Genomic DNA, 19,299 nt, shown 5'->3' on the forward strand with positions numbered 1-19,299 from the left:
CCCGGCACACGACAGCGCCCCCTGCCTGTGCGGGTCAGGGGGCGCTGTCGGGTATCGGGGGCCGGGGTGTTACTTCACCGGCTCCGGTTCCGGCTCGGTCTCCGACTCGGCCGTGCCCGCGGGGGGCTCGTCGTCGTGGACCGGGGTCCTGACGGAGTCCAGGAGGAGCTGGGCGACGTCGACCACCTGGATCGACTCCTTCGCCTTGCCGTCGTTCTTCTTGCCGTTCACCGAATCCGTCAGCATGACCAGGCAGAACGGGCAGGCCGTCGAGACGATGTCGGGGTTCAGCGAGAGAGCCTCGTCGACGCGCTCGTTGTTGATGCGCTTGCCGATCCGCTCCTCCATCCACATCCGCGCGCCACCGGCGCCGCAGCAGAAGCCCCGCTCCTTGTGGCGGTGCATCTCCTCGTTGCGCAGGCCCGGGACCTTGCCGATGATCTCGCGCGGGGGCGTGTAGATCTTGTTGTGGCGGCCCAGGTAGCACGGGTCGTGGTAGGTGATGATGCCCTCGACCGGGGTCACCGGGACCAGCTTGCCCTCGTCGACGAGGTGCTGCAGCAGCTGGGTGTGGTGGATGACCTCGTAGTCGCCGCCGAGCTGCGGGTACTCGTTGCCGATCGTGTTGAGGCAGTGCGGGCAGGTGGCGACGATCTTCTTGGCCGACCTGGGCTTCGCCGACTCGGGCACGACCTTGCCGTCGTCGTCCAGCTCCTCGCCGAACGCCGTGTTCAGGGCCATGACGTTCTCCATGCCGAGCTCCTGGAACAGGGGCTCGTTGCCCAGGCGGCGGGCGGAGTCGCCGGTGCACTTCTCGTCGCCGCCCATGATCGCGAACTTCACGCCCGCGATGTGCAGCAGCTCGGCGAAGGCCTTCGTGGTCTTCTTGGCGCGGTCCTCGAGGGCGCCGGCGCAGCCGACCCAGTACAGGTACTCGACCTCGGTGAGGTCCTCGATGTCCTTGCCGACGACCGGGACCTCGAAGTCGACCTCCTTGAGCCACTCCAGGCGCTGCTTCTTCGCCAGGCCCCAGGGGTTGCCCTTCTTCTCCAGGTTCTTGAGCATCGTGCCCGCCTCGGAGGGGAAGGCCGACTCGATCATGACCTGGTAGCGGCGCATGTCGACGATGTGGTCGACGTGCTCGATGTCCACCGGGCACTGCTCGACGCAGGCGCCGCAGGTGGTGCAGGACCACAGGACGTCCGGGTCGATGACGCCGCCCGTGGCGAAGCCGCTGTCGGACACAGGTCCGGCGGTGCCGATCAGCGGGCGCTCGGCCTCGGCGAGCGCGGCGGCGGGGACGCCGGCCAGCTGCTCCTCGGAGGCCTTCTCCTCGCCCTCCATCGTCTTGCCGCCGCCGGCCAGCAGGTACGGCGCCTTGGCGTGGGCGTGGTCCCGCAGCGACATGATCAGCAGCTTCGGGGAGAGCGGCTTGCCCGTGTTCCAGGCCGGGCACTGCGACTGGCAGCGGCCGCACTCGGTGCAGGTGGAGAAGTCCAGCAGGCCCTTCCAGGAGAACTGCTCGACCTGGGAGACACCGAAGACGTCGTCCTCGCCGGGGTCGGAGAAGTCGATCGGCTTGCCGCCGGACGTCATCGGCAGCAGCGCGCCGAGGGAGGTCTCACCGGTGGCGTTGCGCTTGAAGAAGATGTTCGGGAAGGCCAGGAAGCGGTGCCAGGCCACGCCCATGTCGGTCTTCAGGGCGACCGTGATCATCCAGATGAACGAGGTAGCGATCTTCAGGCCGGCGAAGAAGTAGGTGAGGTTCTGGAGCGTGGAGACGTCCATTCCCTTCAGCCACGACACCACCGGGTAGGAGATGAAGAAGGAGGCCTCGTAGCCGTCCACGTGGTGCTGGGCGCCCTCGAGGGCGTGCAGCATGAAGATGCAGACGCCGACGATGAGGATGACGGCCTCGACGAAGTAGGCCTGGCCGAAGTTGGAGCCGGCGAAGCGGGACTTGCGGCCCGGCTTGCGCGGGTGGCTCAGCTGGCGGATCGCGATCAGGACGAGGATGCCGACGACCGTCATCGTGCCGATGAACTCGACATAGATGTTGTACGGCGCCCATTCGCCGATGATCGGCAGGATCCAGTCCGCCTCGAACAGCTGCCCGATCGCGTTGACGATCGTCAGCAGCAGGGTGAAGAAGCCCACCGCCACGAACCAGTGCGCCACACCGACGACGCCCCAGCGGTTCATCCGGGTGTGGCCGAGGAACTCCTTGACCACGGTGAGGGTGCGCTGTGCGGGGTCGTTGGTCCGCGTCCCGGCCGGTACCGGCTGGCCGAGGCGCATGAAGTTGTAGATCTGGAGGAGGGCGCGGCCGAACAGTGCCACGCCGACCACGATCAGGACCAGCGACACGATGATCGCGGCGAGTTGCATTGGGGCTCCTGAGGCGGCCTCGAACTTAACCGAGCGACTAACCGATCGACATTACTAAGCGGTAACTTATGCAGTCCGTCTGAGACTACCCCCATCTTCCGACGAGATGCAGCCGAGCGCGGGGTGATCTGAGTCGCTGAGGGTTGCCTCCGCCATCATGCCGCAGGCAATCCGATCGTGTTATTCATCCAGAATTGCTACATTCGCCCCTACCTTAGAGCCGTGCTCTACGGGATCACCGCGGCCACCGCCGCCCTCCTCCTGGCCGCACTGCTGGCGGCCCTGCTCCGGCTGCCCGCCCTGCGGGCCGGAGTGGTGGACCGGCGCCGGCAGCGGCCCCTGCCGCTGCTCGGCGGGCTCGCCGTGGTGGCCGTCACCTGTCTCGTCGCCTGGATGGGGGAGTGGACCCGGGTCGCGCCGCTCGGCGAAGGGGTCGGGGAGCTGCTCGTCGCCGCCGCCGCGGTGGCCGTGCTCGGTCTCGTCGCCGACGTGTGGCGGCTCCGCGCGCGCGTGCTCGTCGCCGGTACGACGGTGGCGGCGGCCTGCGTGGTGCCGTACGACGAGACGGGTGTGTGGGGCGGGATCCTCGCCGTCGGCTGGATCGTCCTCGCCTCCCTCGCCTTCAAGGGACTCGACCATGCGGACGGGCTCGCCGGGACCGTGGGGGTGATCACCGCCTTCGGGGTCGGCGCCTGTGCGGCCGCCGAGGTGATGGACGGGCTCGCCGTCCTGCTCAGTGTGCTCGCCGCCGCGCTCACCGGCTTCCTGATGCACAACTGGCATCCCGCGCGGATCGGGCTCGGTGCCTGCGGTTCGCTGTTCGCGGGCTTCCTGCTGTCGGCGTCCGTCGTCCTCACGCGCGCGGGGTACGAACTGGGGCCGAGTGCGGCCGTGGCGTTCTGCATCGGCGCGGTCGCCGTCGCGGACGCCGTCCTGGTGGTCCTCACCCGGCTCCTGCTCCGCCGTCCGCTGCTGCGCCGAGGTCCCGACCACCTCGCCCACCGGTTGCGCCGGATCGGGCTGACCCCGCAGGGGTCCGTGGTGCTGCTGGGTGCCGGCTCGTTCTCCGCGGTGCTCGTGGGGGTGCTCGTGGACACCGGCTGGACCGGGCAGGGGGCCGCTCTGTGGGTGGCGGGCGGTGCGCTGTGCGCCGTTCTCGTACTCCTTCGCATCCCTGTCCAGCCTCCGCGCCGTACAGCATCGACGCAGGTCAGCGGGCAGTTAACCGGGCAGTTGCGCATAAGGAACGGATAAGAGTTGAGCCTCATTGACTCAGGTCTGTTGACCCGGGGGACCCGCTCATGCACACTTGAGCCTGTTCCACTCAAGTCAGCTGGAGGAATCAACCATGGCACGTGCGGTCGGCATCGACCTGGGCACGACTAACTCCGTCGTCAGCGTTCTGGAGGGCGGCGAGCCCACCGTCATCACCAACGCCGAGGGTGCCAGGACCACGCCGTCCGTCGTCGCCTTCGCGAAGAACGGTGAGGTGCTCGTCGGCGAGGTCGCCAAGCGCCAGGCGGTCACGAACGTGGACCGGACCATCCGCTCGGTGAAGCGCCACATGGGCACCGACTGGAAGATCCAGCTCGACGGCAAGGACTTCAACCCGCAGCAGATCTCCGCCTTCATCCTGCAGAAGCTGAAGCGGGACGCCGAGGCCTACCTGGGCGAGAAGGTGACCGACGCGGTCATCACCGTCCCGGCGTACTTCAACGACTCCGAGCGTCAGGCGACCAAGGAGGCCGGTGAGATCGCCGGTCTGAACGTCCTGCGCATCGTCAACGAGCCGACGGCCGCCGCGCTGGCCTACGGCCTCGACAAGGACGACCAGACGATCCTCGTCTTCGACCTCGGTGGCGGCACCTTCGACGTGTCCCTGCTGGAGATCGGCGACGGCGTCGTCGAGGTGAAGGCCACCAACGGTGACAACCACCTCGGTGGTGACGACTGGGACCAGCGCGTCGTCGACTACCTGGTCAAGCAGTTCGCCGCCGGCCACGGCGTGGACCTCGGCAAGGACAAGATGGCCCTGCAGCGTCTGCGTGAGGCTGCCGAGAAGGCCAAGATCGAGCTGTCCTCCTCCACCGAGACCTCGATCAACCTGCCCTACATCACCGCGTCCGCCGAGGGCCCGCTGCACCTGGACGAGAAGCTCACCCGGGCTCAGTTCCAGCAGCTGACGGCCGACCTGCTGGAGCGCTGCAAGACGCCGTTCCACAACGTCATCAAGGACGCCGGCATCTCCATCAACGAGATCGACCACGTCGTCCTCGTCGGTGGCTCCACCCGCATGCCCGCCGTCGCCGAGCTCGTCAAGGAGCTGACCGGCGGCAAGGAGGCCAACAAGGGTGTGAACCCGGACGAGGTCGTCGCCATCGGCGCCTCGCTCCAGGCCGGTGTCCTCAAGGGCGAGGTCAAGGACGTCCTGCTGCTCGACGTCACCCCGCTGTCCCTCGGTATCGAGACCAAGGGCGGCATCATGACCAAGCTGATCGAGCGCAACACCACGATCCCGACCAAGCGCTCGGAGATCTTCACCACGGCCGAGGACAACCAGCCGTCGGTGCAGATCCAGGTCTACCAGGGCGAGCGCGAGATCGCGGCCTACAACAAGAAGCTCGGCATGTTCGAGCTGACCGGTCTGCCGCCGGCGCCGCGCGGTGTCCCGCAGATCGAGGTGTCCTTCGACATCGACGCCAACGGCATCATGCACGTGACCGCCAAGGACCTGGGCACGGGCAAGGAGCAGAAGATGACCGTCACCGGCGGCTCCTCGCTGCCGAAGGACGAGGTCGACCGGATGCGCCAGGAGGCCAAGCAGTACGCGGAGGAGGACCACCGCCGCCGCGAGGCCGCCGAGACCCGCAACCAGGGCGAGCAGCTGGTCTACCAGACCGAGAAGTTCCTCAAGGACAACGAGGACAAGGTCCCCGGCGAGATCAAGACCGAGGTGGAGTCCGCCGTCGAGGAGCTGAAGGAGAAGCTCAAGGGCGAGGACACCGCCGAGATCCGCTCCGCCACCGAGAAGGTCGCGGCCGTCTCGCAGAAGCTGGGCCAGGCCATGTACGCCGACGCCCAGGCCGCGCAGGGCGCCGCCGGTGCCGACGCCGGTGAGGCCAAGGCCGACGACGACGTCGTCGACGCCGAGATCGTGGACGACGAGCGCAAGGACGGTGCCGCGTGACGGAGGAGACTCCGGGCTTTGAAGAGAAGCCCGACGTCCCCTCCGGCGCCACCTCTGACGACGCCGAGCCGAAGGCTGCTCCCTCCGAGGAGGGGGCGGCCCCGGCCGGGGACGCGAACGAAAGTGCCGGTCTGGTCGCCCAGCTGGACCAGGTGCGCACGGCGCTGCACGAGCGCACGCTGGACCTCCAGCGCCTCCAGGCGGAGTACCAGAACTACCGCCGCCGGGTCGAGCGGGACCGGATCGCGGTCAAGGAGATCGCCGTCGCGAACCTCCTGACCGAGCTCCTGCCGGTCCTCGACGACATCGGCCGCGCGCGGGAACACGGCGAACTGGTCGGCGGCTTCAAGTCGGTGGCCGAGTCGCTGGAGACCGTCGCGGCGAAGATGGGCCTGCAGCAGTTCGGCAAGGAGGGCGAGCCCTTCGACCCGACGATCCACGAGGCCCTGATGCACAGTTACGCGCCGGACGTCACCGAGACGACCTGCGTGGCGATCCTGCAGCCCGGGTATCGCATCGGCGAGCGCACCATCCGCCCCGCGCGGGTGGCCGTCGCCGAGCCGCAGCCCGGCGCGCAGACCGTCAAGGCCGAGGGCTCCGAGGAGAAGACCTCCGAGGCGAAGCAGGCCGACGACAAGGAGAGCGGTGGCCCGGACGAGGGCTGACGTGAACACCACTGAGGGGAAGGAGGGACGTCGGGGATGAGCACCAAGGACTTCATCGAGAAGGACTACTACAAGGTCCTCGGCGTCCCCAAGGACGCCACCGAGGCCGAGATCAAGAAGGCGTACCGGAAGCTCGCCCGCGAGTTCCACCCGGACGCCAACAAGGGAAACGCCAAGGCCGAGGAGCGCTTCAAGGAGATCTCCGAGGCGAACGACGTTCTCGGCGACCCCAAGAAGCGCAAGGAGTACGACGAGGCACGCGCCCTGTTCGGCAACGGCGGCTTCCGCCCCGGGCCGGGCGCCGGCGGCGGCTCCTTCAACTTCGACCTGGGCGACCTCTTCGGAGGAGGAGGGAACGCCCAGAGCGGAAGCTTCGGCGGCGGACTCGGTGACGTCTTCGGGGGCCTGTTCAACCGGGGCGGCGCGGGTACCACCCGCACCCAGCCGCGCCGCGGCCAGGACATCGACACCGAGGTCACGCTGAGCTTCACGGAGGCCATCGAGGGCGCCACCGTGCCCCTCAGGATGTCCTCGCAGGCGCCCTGCAAGGCCTGTTCCGGCACCGGCGACAAGAACGGCACACCGCGCGTGTGCCCGACCTGCGTCGGCACCGGGCAGGTGGCGCGGGGCTCGGGCGGCGGTTTCTCGCTCACCGATCCCTGCCCCGACTGCAAGGGACGCGGCCTGATCGCCGAGCACCCCTGCCTGGAGTGCAAGGGCAGCGGACGCGCCAAGTCGTCGCGCACGATGCAGGTCCGCATCCCGGCCGGTGTCACCGACGGGCAGCGGATCCGGCTGCGCGGCAAGGGCGCCCCCGGCGAGCGGGGCGGACCGGCGGGCGACCTCTACGTGGTCGTGCACGTCGGCGAGCACCCGGTCTTCGGGCGCAAGGGCGACAACCTCACCGTCACCGTCCCGGTGACGTATCCCGAGGCGGCTCTCGGCGGCGAGGTCCGGGTGCCCACCCTCGGCGGCCCGGCGGTCACCCTGAAGCTGCCTCCGGGCACGCCCAACGGCCGCACCATGCGTGCCCGGGGCAAGGGCGCGGTCCGCACGGACGGCACCCGAGGGGACCTGCTGGTCACCGTAGAGGTGAGTGTTCCGCAGGACCTGTCGGGGAAGGCTCGTGACGCACTGGAGGCGTATCGCGAGGCGACCGCGGGCGAGGACCCGCGGGCGGAGCTGTTCGAGGCCGCGAAGGGAGCTTGAGAGTGATGGACGGCCGTCGACGTAATCCGTATGAACTGACCGAGGAGACCCCGGTCTACGTCATCTCGGTGGCGGCCCAGCTCTCCGGCCTCCACCCGCAGACGCTGCGCCAGTACGACCGCCTGGGTCTGGTCTCCCCGGACCGCACCGCCGGCCGGGGCCGCCGGTACTCGGCCCGCGACATCGAACTGCTCCGCCAGGTACAGCAGTTGTCGCAGGACGAGGGCATCAACCTGGCCGGCATCAAGCGCATCATCGAACTGGAGAACCAGGTCGCCGCCCTGCAGTCCCGCGTCGCGGAGCTCCAGGCGGCCCTGGACGGCGCGGCGGCCGCGATGCAGCAGCGCGAGGCCGCCGTGCACGCCTCCTACCGGCGTGACCTGGTCCCGTACCAGGAGGTCCAGCAGACCAGCGCGCTGGTGGTGTGGCGGCCCAAGCGGCAGCAGCAGAAGGACTGAGTTTCAGCCGAGTGGCACCCGGCCGGGGCCGGAAGGACGAGCGCCCTTCCGGCCCGGCACGCTTGTCCGGATCTTTGCCGGTCCATGAAGTCCCTTTGAATGGACGGTCCGTAAAGAGCGTTTGAAGGTGATTTCGCTCGCCCTTCACAGGTGCAGCGGAGCGTGGTGTTGCGGACTCGTTAAGTAGTTCTTCTTGACGCCGGGTGTGGCGTCCGCGTTGTCTTTTCAGACACCTGGGTCGTATAGCAGCGCCCACGTCCAAAACGCACCTGAAGTGAGCCCCCGAAATGCGTCGTATCGCCATATCCGTGGCCGCGTCCACGATGACCCTCTCGCTCGCCGGCTGCGGCATGCTGAACGCGACGGGGGACAGCGCGAGCGCGAGCCCGAGCAAGGGCAACGACGTCACCGTGGGCCTGCTGCTGCCGGAGAAGGCCAACACCCGCTACGACAAGTTCGACTACCCCATCATCAAGTCCCAGGTCGCCGAACTCACCAAGAACCAGGGCAAGGTCGACTACAAGAACGCGAACGCGGACGCCTCCCAGCAGGCCTCGCAGATGCAGGAGATGATCGACGAGAAGGCCGACATCATCCTGCTGGACGCGGTCGACTCGCACGGCATCGCCGACGAGGTGAAGAAGGCCAAGGACGCGGGCATCCCGGTCATCGCCTACGACCGGCTCGCCGAGGGCCCCATCGACGCGTACATCTCCTTCGACAACGAGCTGGTCGGCGAGGTGCAGGGCCGTACGCTGCTGGAGGCCCTCGGGTCGGGCGCCGACACCTCGGACAAGATCGTCATGGTGAACGGCTCGCCCACCGACCCGAACGCCAAGCAGTTCAAGGAGGGCGCGCTCTCCGAGCTGAACGGCAAGGTGACGATCGCGAAGCAGTACGACACCAAGGACTGGAAGCCGGAGAACGCCCAGGCTGAGATGGCCCAGGCGATCGCTGAGATCGGCAAGGGCAACATCGCCGGTGTCTACGCCGCCAACGACGGCATGGCCGGCGGTGTCATCAAGGCCCTGAAGGCGGCCGGCGTCACCAGCCTGCCCCCGATCACCGGTCAGGACGCCGAACTCGACGCGGTCCAGCGGATCGTGTCCGGCGAGCAGTACATGAGCGTCTACAAGTCCTACCCGGACGAGGCCCAGGCCGCCGCGCAGATGGCCGTCGCCAAGATCCAGGGCAAGGACATCGCGTTCGACGCCCTCACCCAGGACAAGGTCGACAGCCCCACCCAGAAGGACATCCCGTCCAAGCTGGTCCAGGTGAGCGCGCTGACCAAGAAGAACATCGAGGGCACGGTCATCGCGGACGGCATCTACACCGTCGACGACATCTGCGCCCCCAAGTACAAGGCGGCCTGCTCGGCGATCGGCCTGAAGTAGCGCCGGTGCCCGGGCCGTCGAGAGGTGGGACACGGCCTCGGCGGGTGCCTCCATCATCTTCTTGCAATGCGCGGCGCGGAGCCTGGGCGAAAAGGGTGCGTAACGCCCCTTTTCGGCAGCCCTGTTGGGGGGAGTCGTGTTGCGGACCCGGACGACGCCGCGCATAGTTGCGCTGCGGAAGTGGCAGCACACCGGGGGTGGAATGGGCGATGGCCGGGCGCGGGGCGGAGAAGCATCCACACGGTGCCGACCGACTGTGCGAGGCCGGGGATCGCGTGTATTCCCGGGCCGTACGACGGGGACGGGTGTCGCGTACGGATGCCGAGACGGTGCCCTGCCTGCTGGAGCTGGCCCTGCTGCACCCCGACCCCGACGACATGGACTGGCTGGTGCCGACCTCCCCGCAGGAGGTCATGACCAGGCTGCTGCGCGGGGTCTACGACGAGGTCAGCGCGAGTCAGCGGCGGGTGGGCTCGGCGGTGTCCGCTTTCGAGTGGTACGCGGGGCTGGGCCGGCAACTGCACGCGCCCGCCTCGGCCGAGGGCAGCGCCATCCGGGTCCTGGACGGGCTCTCCCGGATCCAGGCCGCGATGGACGAGGCGACCGAGGCGTGCACGACCGAGGTGCTCACCGTGCAGCCGGGCGGCATCCGGCGTGAGGCGGAGCTCACCGAGGGGCTGCACCGGGCGCTGGCGCTGCGCGGCCGGGGCGTGCGGATGCGCGACCTGTACACGCATGTGGCCCGGCACGGACAGGGTCTGCTCAACTACCTCGAACTGATGGGTGACACGGTCGAGGCCCGCACCCTGGACGAGGTCATCGACCGCCTCATCCTCTTCGACCGCACGGTGGCCTTCATCCCCGCCAACACGGAGCGCACGATGGCCCTGGAGCTGCGCCACCCGGCGCTGGTCGAGTACTTCGTCACGGTCTTCGAGCGCCTGTGGCGGCTGGCGATCCCGCTGACCGCCCCGCTCCCCGACACCGGCATCGAGGGCATCTCGCACCGCGAACAGTCCATCGCCGCGCTGCTCGCCGAGGGCCACCAGGACGCGGTGATCGCCGAGCGGCTGGGCATCAGCGTGCGCACCTGCCGGGCCCACATCGCCCGCCTCTCCGAGACCCTGGGCGCGGCCAGCCGCACCCAGCTCGGCGTGCGCATCGCCCAGGTGGGCCTGGACGGCCGCACCCGCGGCCTGTCGGCCACGGCTCTCACGGCTCCTGATCCAGGATCCCCGAGCGTGCGATGAGACAGCCGGGCTGCGCCCGGCTGTCGCTGCCGAGGCGGGCGGCGAGCCCGGCGATGCGCAGCCGGGCGGTGGGGATGCTCATGCCGAGCCGCTCGGCGACGGCGGCGTCGGTGCGTTTCGGCGTCCCGGCACGCGCATGTCCGTCCCGCAGGGCGCGTTCGTGCAGCTCCCGGCCCGCGGCGCACGGCTCTTCGGCGCCGTGGTGCGGGTGAGCCGGGGAGCCGGGCGCTGACGTCGTCGCCTCAGTGGTCCCGCTCCAGCATCCCCGACTGGGCGATGAGGTAGCCGAGCTGGGCCCGGCTGCCGCTGCCGAGGGCCTGGGCGAGCTTGGCGATGTGGGCCCGGCAGGTGCGCACGTTCATGCCGAGGCGGCGGGCGATGGCCTCGTCCACATGGCCCTCGATGAGAAGCTTCGCGATGGAGTGCTGGATCTCCGTGATGCCGTCGGGAGCGGTCTCGTACCGGGCGCCGGCGCTCAGCGGGACCGCCCGGTCCCACATGAACTCGAACACCTTGATGAGGTAGCGGACCAGTCCCGGGTGGCGCAGCTCCAGAGCGACCTGCTGGTCGTCGCGGATGGGGATGAAGGCGACGGCCTCGTCGCAGATGATGAGACGCTCCACCAGCTCGTCGATGGTGCGGTACTCCACCTTGCCGTTGGCGAGCTGGGCCACGTAGGCCAGCTTCTCCGGGTTGTAGCGTGCGGTGTGCTGGTACAGCGTGCGGATTCTGACCCCGCGCTCGATGAGCGGTCGGTCCCGCTCCAGGCCCCGCAGCAGGCTCCGCTCGGTGTAGCGGTCGCTGGGCTGGATGGTGAGCACCTCGGCCTGGCACTGGGACGTCGCGAGGTTCAGCGCCGCGTTGATGCGCTCTCCGCCCTCCAGCACCGTGAGGGAATCGGTGGTGGCAGCCAGGTGGCTGCTGAGGGTCATGAAAGGCTCGAAAGCGTCGGCAAGTTGGATGGACAGCCGTCTGCGGTCCGCGATTTCCCGCTCTATGGGGCTGAGGCGCTGGGCCAGGGCCACCGGCGCGGGCAGGGGGCGCAGCCATTCGGGATCGTCGGGATCGGGGTGCAGGAGGGCGAACTCCAGCAGGCAGGGGGCGGCTTCCGCCTCCGACCGGGCGATGCGCCCGGCACGCAGAGCTTCGGCGTAGAGACGGCCACCGTCCTCACACATCTCGGTCACAGCATGGGGATGTGCAGCTTTAGTCTGATTCGTTGCCAAATCTCCACCCCCCAGGGTCCTGAACGTGCAGGAACATGATGCATCGATTATGTGGCCATGACGTGCCCGAATGAGCCATCGTCGTACTCGACGGGGGAAGAGGGGACCTTCAAGTGAGGACGAAGCCGACTATGGGCAAGAGACTGCTTCGCTCGATACTTGTTGCCGCTTTCTCCGTCGTGGTGACCGCGGGGGCGCTGAGCGGCTTCGCGAGCGAGAAGGGTGACGTTCGGGCGGACACCAGCTGGCCGGCGGTCGCGGCGACCGGCGGAATCGGTGGGGCGGCGCAGCCCACCCTAGGCGTGAGGAGCTGACGTGACGACCCCGCCTGACGACCGTTCCTTCCGCCGCGAGATGGCCACCGCCTACCGTTCCGGCTGGCATTTCATCGACCTGGTCACCGCCATCCCCCACAGCGGTGACTCGCTGATGGTGACCGTGTTCGGTGAGCCGGTCGTCGTCACGCGGGACGAGGACGGCGACGTGCGGGCGTTCCGGTGCCTGCGCAAACCGCGTGGAGCGCCCCAGCCGGTGCGCTGCGCCATCCGGTACGGAATGATCTTTGTGAACCTTGACCAGCGGGACCACCGGCTGACCGAGCCGTCGGACGCAGACCTGAGGACCATCTCGGCCACCCCCCGCAGTGCCTGACGCGATTCCCCCGTCGTAAAAGATCGCTCAGGTGCTTCCCCCCGCAGCGGCGTCACCGTGACCTGAACACGGTGACGCCGCTGCAGTTTGTGGGGACATTTCGCGGTATGCATGCGATTCCACAGTGGCCGAAAGTCGTCGCTCGGCGGTCGAACGCCCGTCAGCCGTGCCCGAGGGCCCGTTCCACCTCGATCTCGATCACCACACGCGCCGGATTTGGGGACGGCTTGCGCTCGTACCGCTCGGCGTACCGCCGCTCCGCCTCCGCCACCCGGTCCGGCTCCGTCCGGACGTGCGCCCGGCCCTCCAGCGTCGCCCAGCGCCGGCCGTCCACCTGGCAGACCGCCACCCGCGCCCCCTCCGCTCCGGCCGCGCGCACATGGCCGGCCTTCGCGCTCGATCCATTGGTGATCACCCGGGCCACCCGTGCCTCGGCGTCGTACGTCACCCCGACCGGCACCACGTGCGGGCTGCCGTCGGGGCGGAGGGTCGTCAGGGTGCACAGGTGCCGTTCCCGCCAGAAGGCGAGATAGCGCTCGTCCGGGGCAGCCGGGTCTACGGAGTGGGGGGTCATGCCCGCAACCTAGCCCCGAGCGCGCTCCCGCCCGAACCTTGAGCGGAATAGACTCAACTTTGTGTACGCTGGTTAAGTCAGCAGTGGGAACTGTGGCCGAGGAGGAGAACGGACGACGTGGACGCCGAGCTGACCAACAGGAGCCGGGACGCGATCAACGCGGCGAGCAACCGTGCCGTGACCGAGGGGCACCCGGACCTCACCCCTGCTCATCTGCTGCTGGCTCTGCTCCAGGGGCAGGAGAACGAGAACATCACCGACCTGCTCGCGGCCGTCGAGGCCGACCAGGCCGCGGTGCGCGCGGGCGCGGAGAAGCTGCTGGCCGCGCTGCCCAGCGTGACCGGATCGACCGTGGCGCCCCCGCAGCCCAACCGTGAGCTGCTGGCCGTGATCGCCGACGCGACGGAGCGGGCCAAGGACCTCGGTGACGAGTACCTGTCGACGGAGCACCTGCTGATCGGCATCGCAGCCAAGGGCGGAGCCGCCGGTGAGCTGCTCGGCCGGCAGGGCGCCGACGCCGAGAAGCTGCTGGAGGCCTTCAGGAAGGCCAGGGGAGGACGCCGCGTGACCACCGCCGACCCCGAGGGCCAGTACAAGGCCCTGGAGAAGTTCGGCACCGACTTCACCGCCGCCGCCCGTGAGGGCCGGCTGGATCCGGTCATCGGCCGGGACCAGGAGATCCGGCGGGTCGTGCAGGTGCTGAGCCGCCGTACGAAGAACAACCCCGTGCTCATCGGCGAGCCCGGTGTCGGCAAGACCGCCGTGGTCGAGGGGCTCGCCCAGCGGATCGTCAAGGGGGACGTGCCGGAGTCTCTGCGGGACAAGCGGCTGGTCGCGCTGGACCTCGGCGCGATGGTGGCCGGCGCCAAGTACCGCGGTGAGTTCGAGGAGCGGCTGAAGGCCGTCCTCGCCGAGATCAAGGAGTCCGACGGGCGGATCATCACCTTCATCGACGAGCTGCACACCGTCGTGGGGGCCGGCGCCGGCGGCGATTCGGCCATGGACGCGGGCAACATGCTCAAGCCCATGCTGGCCCGCGGCGAGCTGCGGATGGTCGGCGCCACCACCCTGGACGAGTACCGGGAGCGGATCGAGAAGGACCCGGCGCTGGAGCGCCGCTTCCAGCAGGTGCTGGTCGCCGAGCCGACGGTGGAGGACACGATCGCGATCCTCCGTGGCCTGAAGGGCCGGTACGAGGCCCACCACAAGGTGCAGATCGCCGACAGCGCGCTGGTGGCCGCCGCCACCCTCTCCGACCGCTACATCACCTCCCGCTTCCTGCCCGACAAGGCCATCGACCTCGTCGACGAGGCCGCCTCCCGTCTCCGTATGGAGATCGACTCGTCCCCGGTCGAGATCGACGAGCTCCAGCGCGCCGTCGACCGGCTGAAGATGGAGGAGCTGGCGATCGCCAAGGAGACCGACCCGGCCTCCGTGGCCCGGCTGGAGAAGCTGCGCCGCGACCTCGCCGACAAGGAGGAGGAGCTGCGTGGCCTGACCGCCCGCTGGGAGAAGGAGAAGCAGTCCCTCAACCGGGTGGGTGAGCTGAAGGAGCGCCTGGACGATCTGCGCGGCCAGGCCGAACGCGCCCAGCGCGACGGCGACTTCGACACCGCCGCCAAGCTGCTCTACGGCGAGATCCCGCAGCTGGAGAAGGAGCTGGAGGCCGCCTCCCAGGCCGAGGAGGAGGTCGCCAAGGACACCATGGTCAAGGAGGAGGTCGGCTCCGACGACATCGCGGACGTCGTCGCCGCCTGGACCGGCATCCCGGCCGGGCGCCTGCTGGAGGGCGAGACGCAGAAACTGCTGCGCATGGAGGACGAGCTGGGCAAGCGGCTCATCGGCCAGACCGAGGCCGTACGGGCGGTGTCGGACGCGGTGCGCCGCTCCCGCGCCGGTATCGCCGACCCCGACCGTCCGACCGGTTCCTTCCTCTTCCTCGGCCCGACCGGTGTCGGCAAGACCGAACTCGCCAAGGCGCTCGCCGACTTCCTCTTCGACGACGAGCGGGCCATGGTCCGCATCGACATGTCGGAGTACGGCGAGAAGCACAGCGTGGCCCGGCTGGTCGGCGCGCCCCCCGGGTACGTCGGCTACGAGGAGGGCGGCCAGCTGACGGAGGCGGTGCGCAGGCGCCCGTACACCGTGGTCCTGCTGGACGAGGTGGAGAAGGCCCATCCCGAGGTCTTCGACATCCTGCTCCAGGTGCTGGACGACGGCCGTCTGACCGACGGTCAGGGCCGCACGGTCGACTTCCGCAACACCATCCTGGTGCTCACCTCCAACCTGGGCAGCCAGTTCCTGGTCGACCCGGTCGCCGGCGAGGAGGAGAAGAAGGAGCAGGTCCTGGAGGTCGTCCGGTCCTCCTTCAAGCCGGAGTTCCTCAACCGGCTGGACGACCTGGTGGTCTTCTCCGCGCTGACCAAGCCCGAGCTGGAGCGCATCGCGGGGCTGCAGATCGACCGCCTGGCCAAGCGGCTCGCCGAGCGCCGGCTCACCCTGGACGTCACGCCCCAGGCGCTGGCCTGGCTCGCCGAGGAGGGCATGGACCCGGCCTACGGCGCCCGCCCGCTGCGCCGCCTGGTGCAGACCGCGATCGGCGACCGGCTCGCCAAGGAGATCCTCTCCGGTGAGATCAAGGACGGGGACACGGTCCGCGTGGACCGCTTCGGGGCGGGCCTGCTGGTGGGCCCGGCGACGGGGAAGACGCTGTAGGCGCCGGCCGTCGGGAGGGCCCGGCCCCCTCGCCCGTTCGGGGCGCGGGGGCCGCCGCCTTCGGCCGGGCGGCTCAGACGCTGCTCATGGCGACGTACAGCGACCAGAAGCACCAGATCGAGAACGCCAGACAGCCCCACCACAGGGCCCAGCCGACCCACCGCACCGCTCTTGGTATGCGCATGCCCGCATCCTGCCTGAACAGCGGCTCCCGGCCCCTCTTTCCGCCCTGGGCTGACTGTCGGCGCGGGGTTGCCATCCCCCGCCCCCTCTGGGGGAGGATGGCGGAATCCGCATGAAGGGAAAAACACGGTGAGCATCGACCCGTCCTCGATTCCGAACTTCGGGGGCCAGCCCGAACCGCAGCCCCAAGGACCGGCGGGCCCCGTCGTCCCGGATCAGGATCTCGTGAAGCAGCTCCTCGACCAGATGGAGCTGAAGTACGTCGTCGACGAGGAGGGTGACCTCGCGGCGCCGTGGGAGCAGTTCCGCACGTACTTCATGTTCCGCGGGGAGGCCGAGCAGGCGGTCTTCTCGGTGCGGACCTTCTACGACCGCCCCCACAAGATCGACGAGAAGACGGCGCTGCTGGAGTCCGTCGACGACTGGAACCGCCGCACCCTGTGGCCCAAGGTGTACACCCACACCCACGACGACGGCACCGTCCGTCTGATCGGCGAGGCCCAGATGCTGATCGGCACGGGCGTCGACATCAACCACTTCGTCTCCTCGACGGTCAGCTGGGTGCGGGCCGCGATCGAGTTCGACCGGTGGCTGGTCGAGCAGCTCGGCCTGGAGCAGGAGGTCAACGAAGCGGACAAGCCCGAGGACGAGGGCGAGTAACCCCCGCCGCGGTACCTACAGCGGCGTACGCGCGAACACCAGCAGGTACGCGCCGTAGAGATAGCTGAGCCCGGCCAGGGCCGCGACGATCACCGTCGCGTGCCAGGGCCGGGCTCTCGCCGTCCGCACCAGCGCCCCGGCGAGCGGCAGCAGCAACGGGAACGCCGGCAGCAGGAACCGCGGCTTGGACTCGAAGTAGCCCGACCCGCCGAGCGCGATCAGCAGCAGCACCCCGCTGTGCACGACCAGCGGCAGCGGGGCCCGATCCAGGAGCAGCAGCACGTACAGCAGCACGCCCGCCGCGACGATGACCAGCGCCATCGGGAACACCATGCGGTGGCCGGTCAGCAGCAGCCCGCGCACGAACTTCCACGAGCCGCGCCCGAGGTCGAACCGCGACCCCCACTGCCGCTGCACCTCGAAGTAGCCGTCCAGCAGGTTCCGCTTGCGCAGGCCCACCCACAGCACGTACGCGCTCCAGCCCAGCGGGGCGAGCGCCGCGCCCGTCCACAGCCTGTGGGAAACCCGGCCGCGCCCACGCCACACCTCGACGCCGGCCGCGGCCAGCACGGCGGCGGCGACCGCGAAGCCGTTCGGCCGGGACAGCCCCGCGAGCGCCGCCAGCGCGCCCGCCCACAGCCACGACCCTGCCAGCACCGCGTACAGCGACCAGGCCGCGAACGCGGTCAGCAGCGGCTCGGTGTACGCCATCGACAGCACCACCGAGTGCGGCAGCAGCCCCCACAGCACCACCAGCGCGACACCGGTCGCCCGCCCGTGCAGCCGGGCGCCGACGGCGTGGATCCCGGCGGCGGCGACGGCGGCCGCGGTCCAGGACACCAGCAGCCCGGCGGCGCCCCCGCCGAGCGGGGTCAGCGCGGTCACCAGCCGCACCAGCGCCGGGTACAGCGGGAAGAACGCGAGATCGCTGTGCTCGCCCGGGGCGTGGGAGGGCAGGTCGTGGCCGTAGCCGTGCGCGGCGATCCCCAGGTACCAGACCGAGTCCCAGGACCGGCCGAGCAGCGCGAGGGGATGCCGGCCGACGGCCGGGGCGACGAGGGCGAGCACGGCCACCCCGGCGAGCCGGGCGCCCAGGAACAGGCTCACGGCGAGCCCGCTCGCGCGGAGCAGCGACGGGCCGGTGCGCTCCTGGGGCGCCGACTGGGGTGTGGCGACGGGCGGGGCGAGGACGGTGCTGGCGTGGGTGGTCACACCTCCGCACCCTGCAAGGGGTGGGCCGCCGATGCGAGCAGGCGACGGCCGAGTGCGGCACGGGTTCACCTGTGTCGCGTACGTGAGGGTGCGGTCGGGGAGCCGGGGCGCCTACATCGCCCGCAGCCTCTCCGCCGCCTCCCGCAGGACCTCCTCCCGCTTGCAGAACGCGAACCGTACGAACGGTGCGCCCGCCTCCCGGTGGTCGTAGAAGACGGCGTTGGGGATGGCGACAACGCCCGCGCGCTCGGGCAGGGCGCGGCAGAAGGCGAAGCCGTCCTTCTCGCCGAGGGGGCTGATGTCGGTGGTGACGAAGTAGGTGCCGGCGGGGCGGAAGACCCGGAAGCCGGCGTCCGCCAGCCCCGCCGAGAGCAGGTCCCGCTTGGCCAGCATGTCCGTGCGGAAGTCGTCGAAGTAGGAGTCCGGCAGGGCGAGTGCCTCGGCGACCGCGTACTGGAAGGGGCCCGAGGAGACGTACGTCAGGAACTGCTTCACCGAGCGGACCGCGGTGACCAGCTCGCGCGCGGCCGTCACCCAGCCGACCTTCCAGCCGGTGAAGGAGAACGTCTTCCCGGCGGAGCCGATGCTCACCGTGCGCTCGCGCATCCCGGGGAAGGTGGCGAGCGGCACGTGCTCGGCGTCGCCGAAGACGAGGTGCTCGTACACCTCGTCCGTCACCACCAGCAGATCCCGCTCCACGGCCAGCTCGGCGATCGCGGCGAGCTCCGCGCGCGTGAGGACCGTTCCGGTCGGGTTGTGCGGCGTGTTGATCAGCAGCAGGCGGGTGCGGTCGGTGACCGCGGCGCGCAGCTCGTCGAGGTCGAGGCGGAAGCTGCCGTCGTGCGGCCGGAGGGTCACCGGCACGCGCGTGCCGCCCGCCAGGGCGATGCTCGCCGCGTAGGAGTCGTAGTACGGCTCCAGCGCCACCACCTCGTCGCCCGGCTCGACCAGCGCCAGCAGCGCCGCCGCGATGGCCTCCGTCGCGCCCGCCGTCACCAGCACCTCGGTGTCCGGGTCGTACGCGAGGCCGTAGCGGCGCAGCTGGTGCGCGGCGACCGCGGTGCGCAGCTCGGGGATGCCGGGGCCCGGCGGGTACTGGTTGCCGCGGCCGTCCCGCAGCGCCCGTACGGCCGCCTCCCGGACCTCCTCCGGGCCGTCGGTGTCCGGGAAGCCCTGGCCCAGGTTGATCGACCCGGTGGCCAGGGCGAGTGCGGACATCTCGGCGAAGATCGTCGTCCCGAACTCGGCGAGCCGACGGTTGAGGTGGGGGCGCGCGGTGGAGGTCATGCCGGCCATCCTCCGCCCAAGCTCCGGGGATCCTCAACTCACCTTCGTGGATGAGCACCTGCGACAGCCCTAAACGCACCATCTCTGAGCAGGGGCAGATCCGTCGTCGACTGTCGTCGTCTGTCGGCGCTGGTCCGCCTCGGACGGCCCACAGACGGCCCAGCCGACGGGGCCGTTCGCCCGCCCCAGCCATGACGGGGTTCCCCCTCCTCATGGCTGCGCCCGCCGTCCGGCCGGTGG

15 protein-coding genes are annotated in these 19,299 nt (G+C 69.9%); 10 read left to right on the forward strand and 5 right to left on the reverse strand.

The features are described 5' to 3' along the window. Positions 1-69: 69 nt before the first annotated feature. Entirely contained in the window at positions 70-2,388 is a 2,319-nt protein-coding gene (locus ACIHEJ_RS35610) for a (Fe-S)-binding protein (RefSeq protein WP_400141745.1), read from the reverse strand. A gap of 222 nt (positions 2,389-2,610) precedes the next feature. Here ACIHEJ_RS35610 and ACIHEJ_RS35615 point away from each other — a divergent pair, with 222 nt between their 5' ends. The 7 genes from ACIHEJ_RS35615 (at position 2,611) to ACIHEJ_RS35645 (ending at position 10,551) form a co-directional block, all read left to right on the forward strand. Beyond that, on the forward strand, positions 2,611-3,642 hold the full coding sequence (locus tag ACIHEJ_RS35615; RefSeq protein ID WP_400141746.1) for an MraY family glycosyltransferase: 1,032 nt from the start codon (positions 2,611-2,613) through the stop codon (positions 3,640-3,642). A gap of 94 nt (positions 3,643-3,736) precedes the next feature. Further along, positions 3,737-5,575 (forward strand): molecular chaperone DnaK, encoded by a 1,839-nt coding sequence (gene dnaK / locus ACIHEJ_RS35620; RefSeq protein WP_400141747.1) that lies wholly within the window; start codon positions 3,737-3,739, stop codon positions 5,573-5,575. Next, positions 5,572-6,240 (forward strand): nucleotide exchange factor GrpE, encoded by a 669-nt coding sequence (gene grpE, locus ACIHEJ_RS35625; protein ID WP_400141748.1) that lies wholly within the window; start codon positions 5,572-5,574, stop codon positions 6,238-6,240. Before dnaK ends, grpE begins: the two co-directional genes overlap by 4 nt. Before the next feature lie 36 nt (positions 6,241-6,276). Then, entirely contained in the window at positions 6,277-7,449 is a 1,173-nt protein-coding gene (gene dnaJ / locus ACIHEJ_RS35630) for a molecular chaperone DnaJ (protein ID WP_400141749.1), read from the forward strand. Positions 7,450-7,454: 5 nt separating this feature from the next. Further along, positions 7,455-7,907 carry a heat shock protein transcriptional repressor HspR gene (locus tag ACIHEJ_RS35635; protein WP_400141750.1) on the forward strand — a complete coding sequence of 151 codons (453 nt, stop codon included), beginning with the start codon at positions 7,455-7,457 and terminating at the stop codon, positions 7,905-7,907. A gap of 287 nt (positions 7,908-8,194) precedes the next feature. Beyond that, the gene (locus tag ACIHEJ_RS35640; RefSeq protein WP_400141751.1) at positions 8,195-9,301 is read left to right on the forward strand and encodes a sugar ABC transporter substrate-binding protein; all 1,107 of its coding nucleotides are present in this window, start codon (positions 8,195-8,197) and stop codon (positions 9,299-9,301) included. 209 nt (positions 9,302-9,510) lie between these two features. Continuing rightward, positions 9,511-10,551 (forward strand): LuxR C-terminal-related transcriptional regulator, encoded by a 1,041-nt coding sequence (locus tag ACIHEJ_RS35645; RefSeq protein WP_400141752.1) that lies wholly within the window; start codon positions 9,511-9,513, stop codon positions 10,549-10,551. Between the two features lie 242 nt (positions 10,552-10,793). On the opposite strand, the gene ACIHEJ_RS35650 is transcribed toward ACIHEJ_RS35645, so the two are convergent. Then, positions 10,794-11,729, reverse strand: a complete 936-nt coding sequence (locus ACIHEJ_RS35650) for a helix-turn-helix transcriptional regulator (protein WP_400141833.1) — start codon at positions 11,727-11,729, stop codon at positions 10,794-10,796. Positions 11,730-12,092: 363 nt separating this feature from the next. Between ACIHEJ_RS35650 and ACIHEJ_RS35655 the strand changes: the two genes are divergently transcribed. After that, complete coding sequence (locus ACIHEJ_RS35655; RefSeq protein WP_400141753.1) at positions 12,093-12,428, forward strand: hypothetical protein; 336 nt, start codon at positions 12,093-12,095, stop codon at positions 12,426-12,428. Positions 12,429-12,588: 160 nt separating this feature from the next. Here ACIHEJ_RS35655 and ACIHEJ_RS35660 read toward each other — a convergent pair whose 3' ends face one another. Continuing rightward, positions 12,589-13,002 carry a pyridoxamine 5'-phosphate oxidase family protein gene (locus tag ACIHEJ_RS35660; protein WP_400141754.1) on the reverse strand — a complete coding sequence of 138 codons (414 nt, stop codon included), beginning with the start codon at positions 13,000-13,002 and terminating at the stop codon, positions 12,589-12,591. Between the two features lie 117 nt (positions 13,003-13,119). Between ACIHEJ_RS35660 and clpB the strand changes: the two genes are divergently transcribed. Both clpB and ACIHEJ_RS35670 read left to right on the forward strand, forming a co-directional pair. Next, positions 13,120-15,717, forward strand: coding sequence for an ATP-dependent chaperone ClpB (gene clpB / locus ACIHEJ_RS35665; RefSeq protein WP_400141755.1), 2,598 nt, complete (start codon positions 13,120-13,122; stop codon positions 15,715-15,717). A gap of 312 nt (positions 15,718-16,029) precedes the next feature. Continuing rightward, positions 16,030-16,560, forward strand: a complete 531-nt coding sequence (locus ACIHEJ_RS35670) for a YbjN domain-containing protein (protein ID WP_400141756.1) — start codon at positions 16,030-16,032, stop codon at positions 16,558-16,560. A gap of 15 nt (positions 16,561-16,575) precedes the next feature. Here ACIHEJ_RS35670 and ACIHEJ_RS35675 read toward each other — a convergent pair whose 3' ends face one another. After that, on the reverse strand, positions 16,576-17,772 hold the full coding sequence (locus tag ACIHEJ_RS35675; RefSeq protein WP_400141757.1) for a mannosyltransferase family protein: 1,197 nt from the start codon (positions 17,770-17,772) through the stop codon (positions 16,576-16,578). 111 nt (positions 17,773-17,883) lie between these two features. Beyond that, complete coding sequence (locus tag ACIHEJ_RS35680; RefSeq protein WP_400141758.1) at positions 17,884-19,068, reverse strand: pyridoxal phosphate-dependent aminotransferase; 1,185 nt, start codon at positions 19,066-19,068, stop codon at positions 17,884-17,886. Positions 19,069-19,299: the final 231 nt, after the last annotated feature.

The organism is Streptomyces sp. NPDC052301, from assembly GCF_044593395.1.
Taxonomy (GTDB): Bacteria; Actinomycetota; Actinomycetes; order Streptomycetales; family Streptomycetaceae; genus Streptomyces.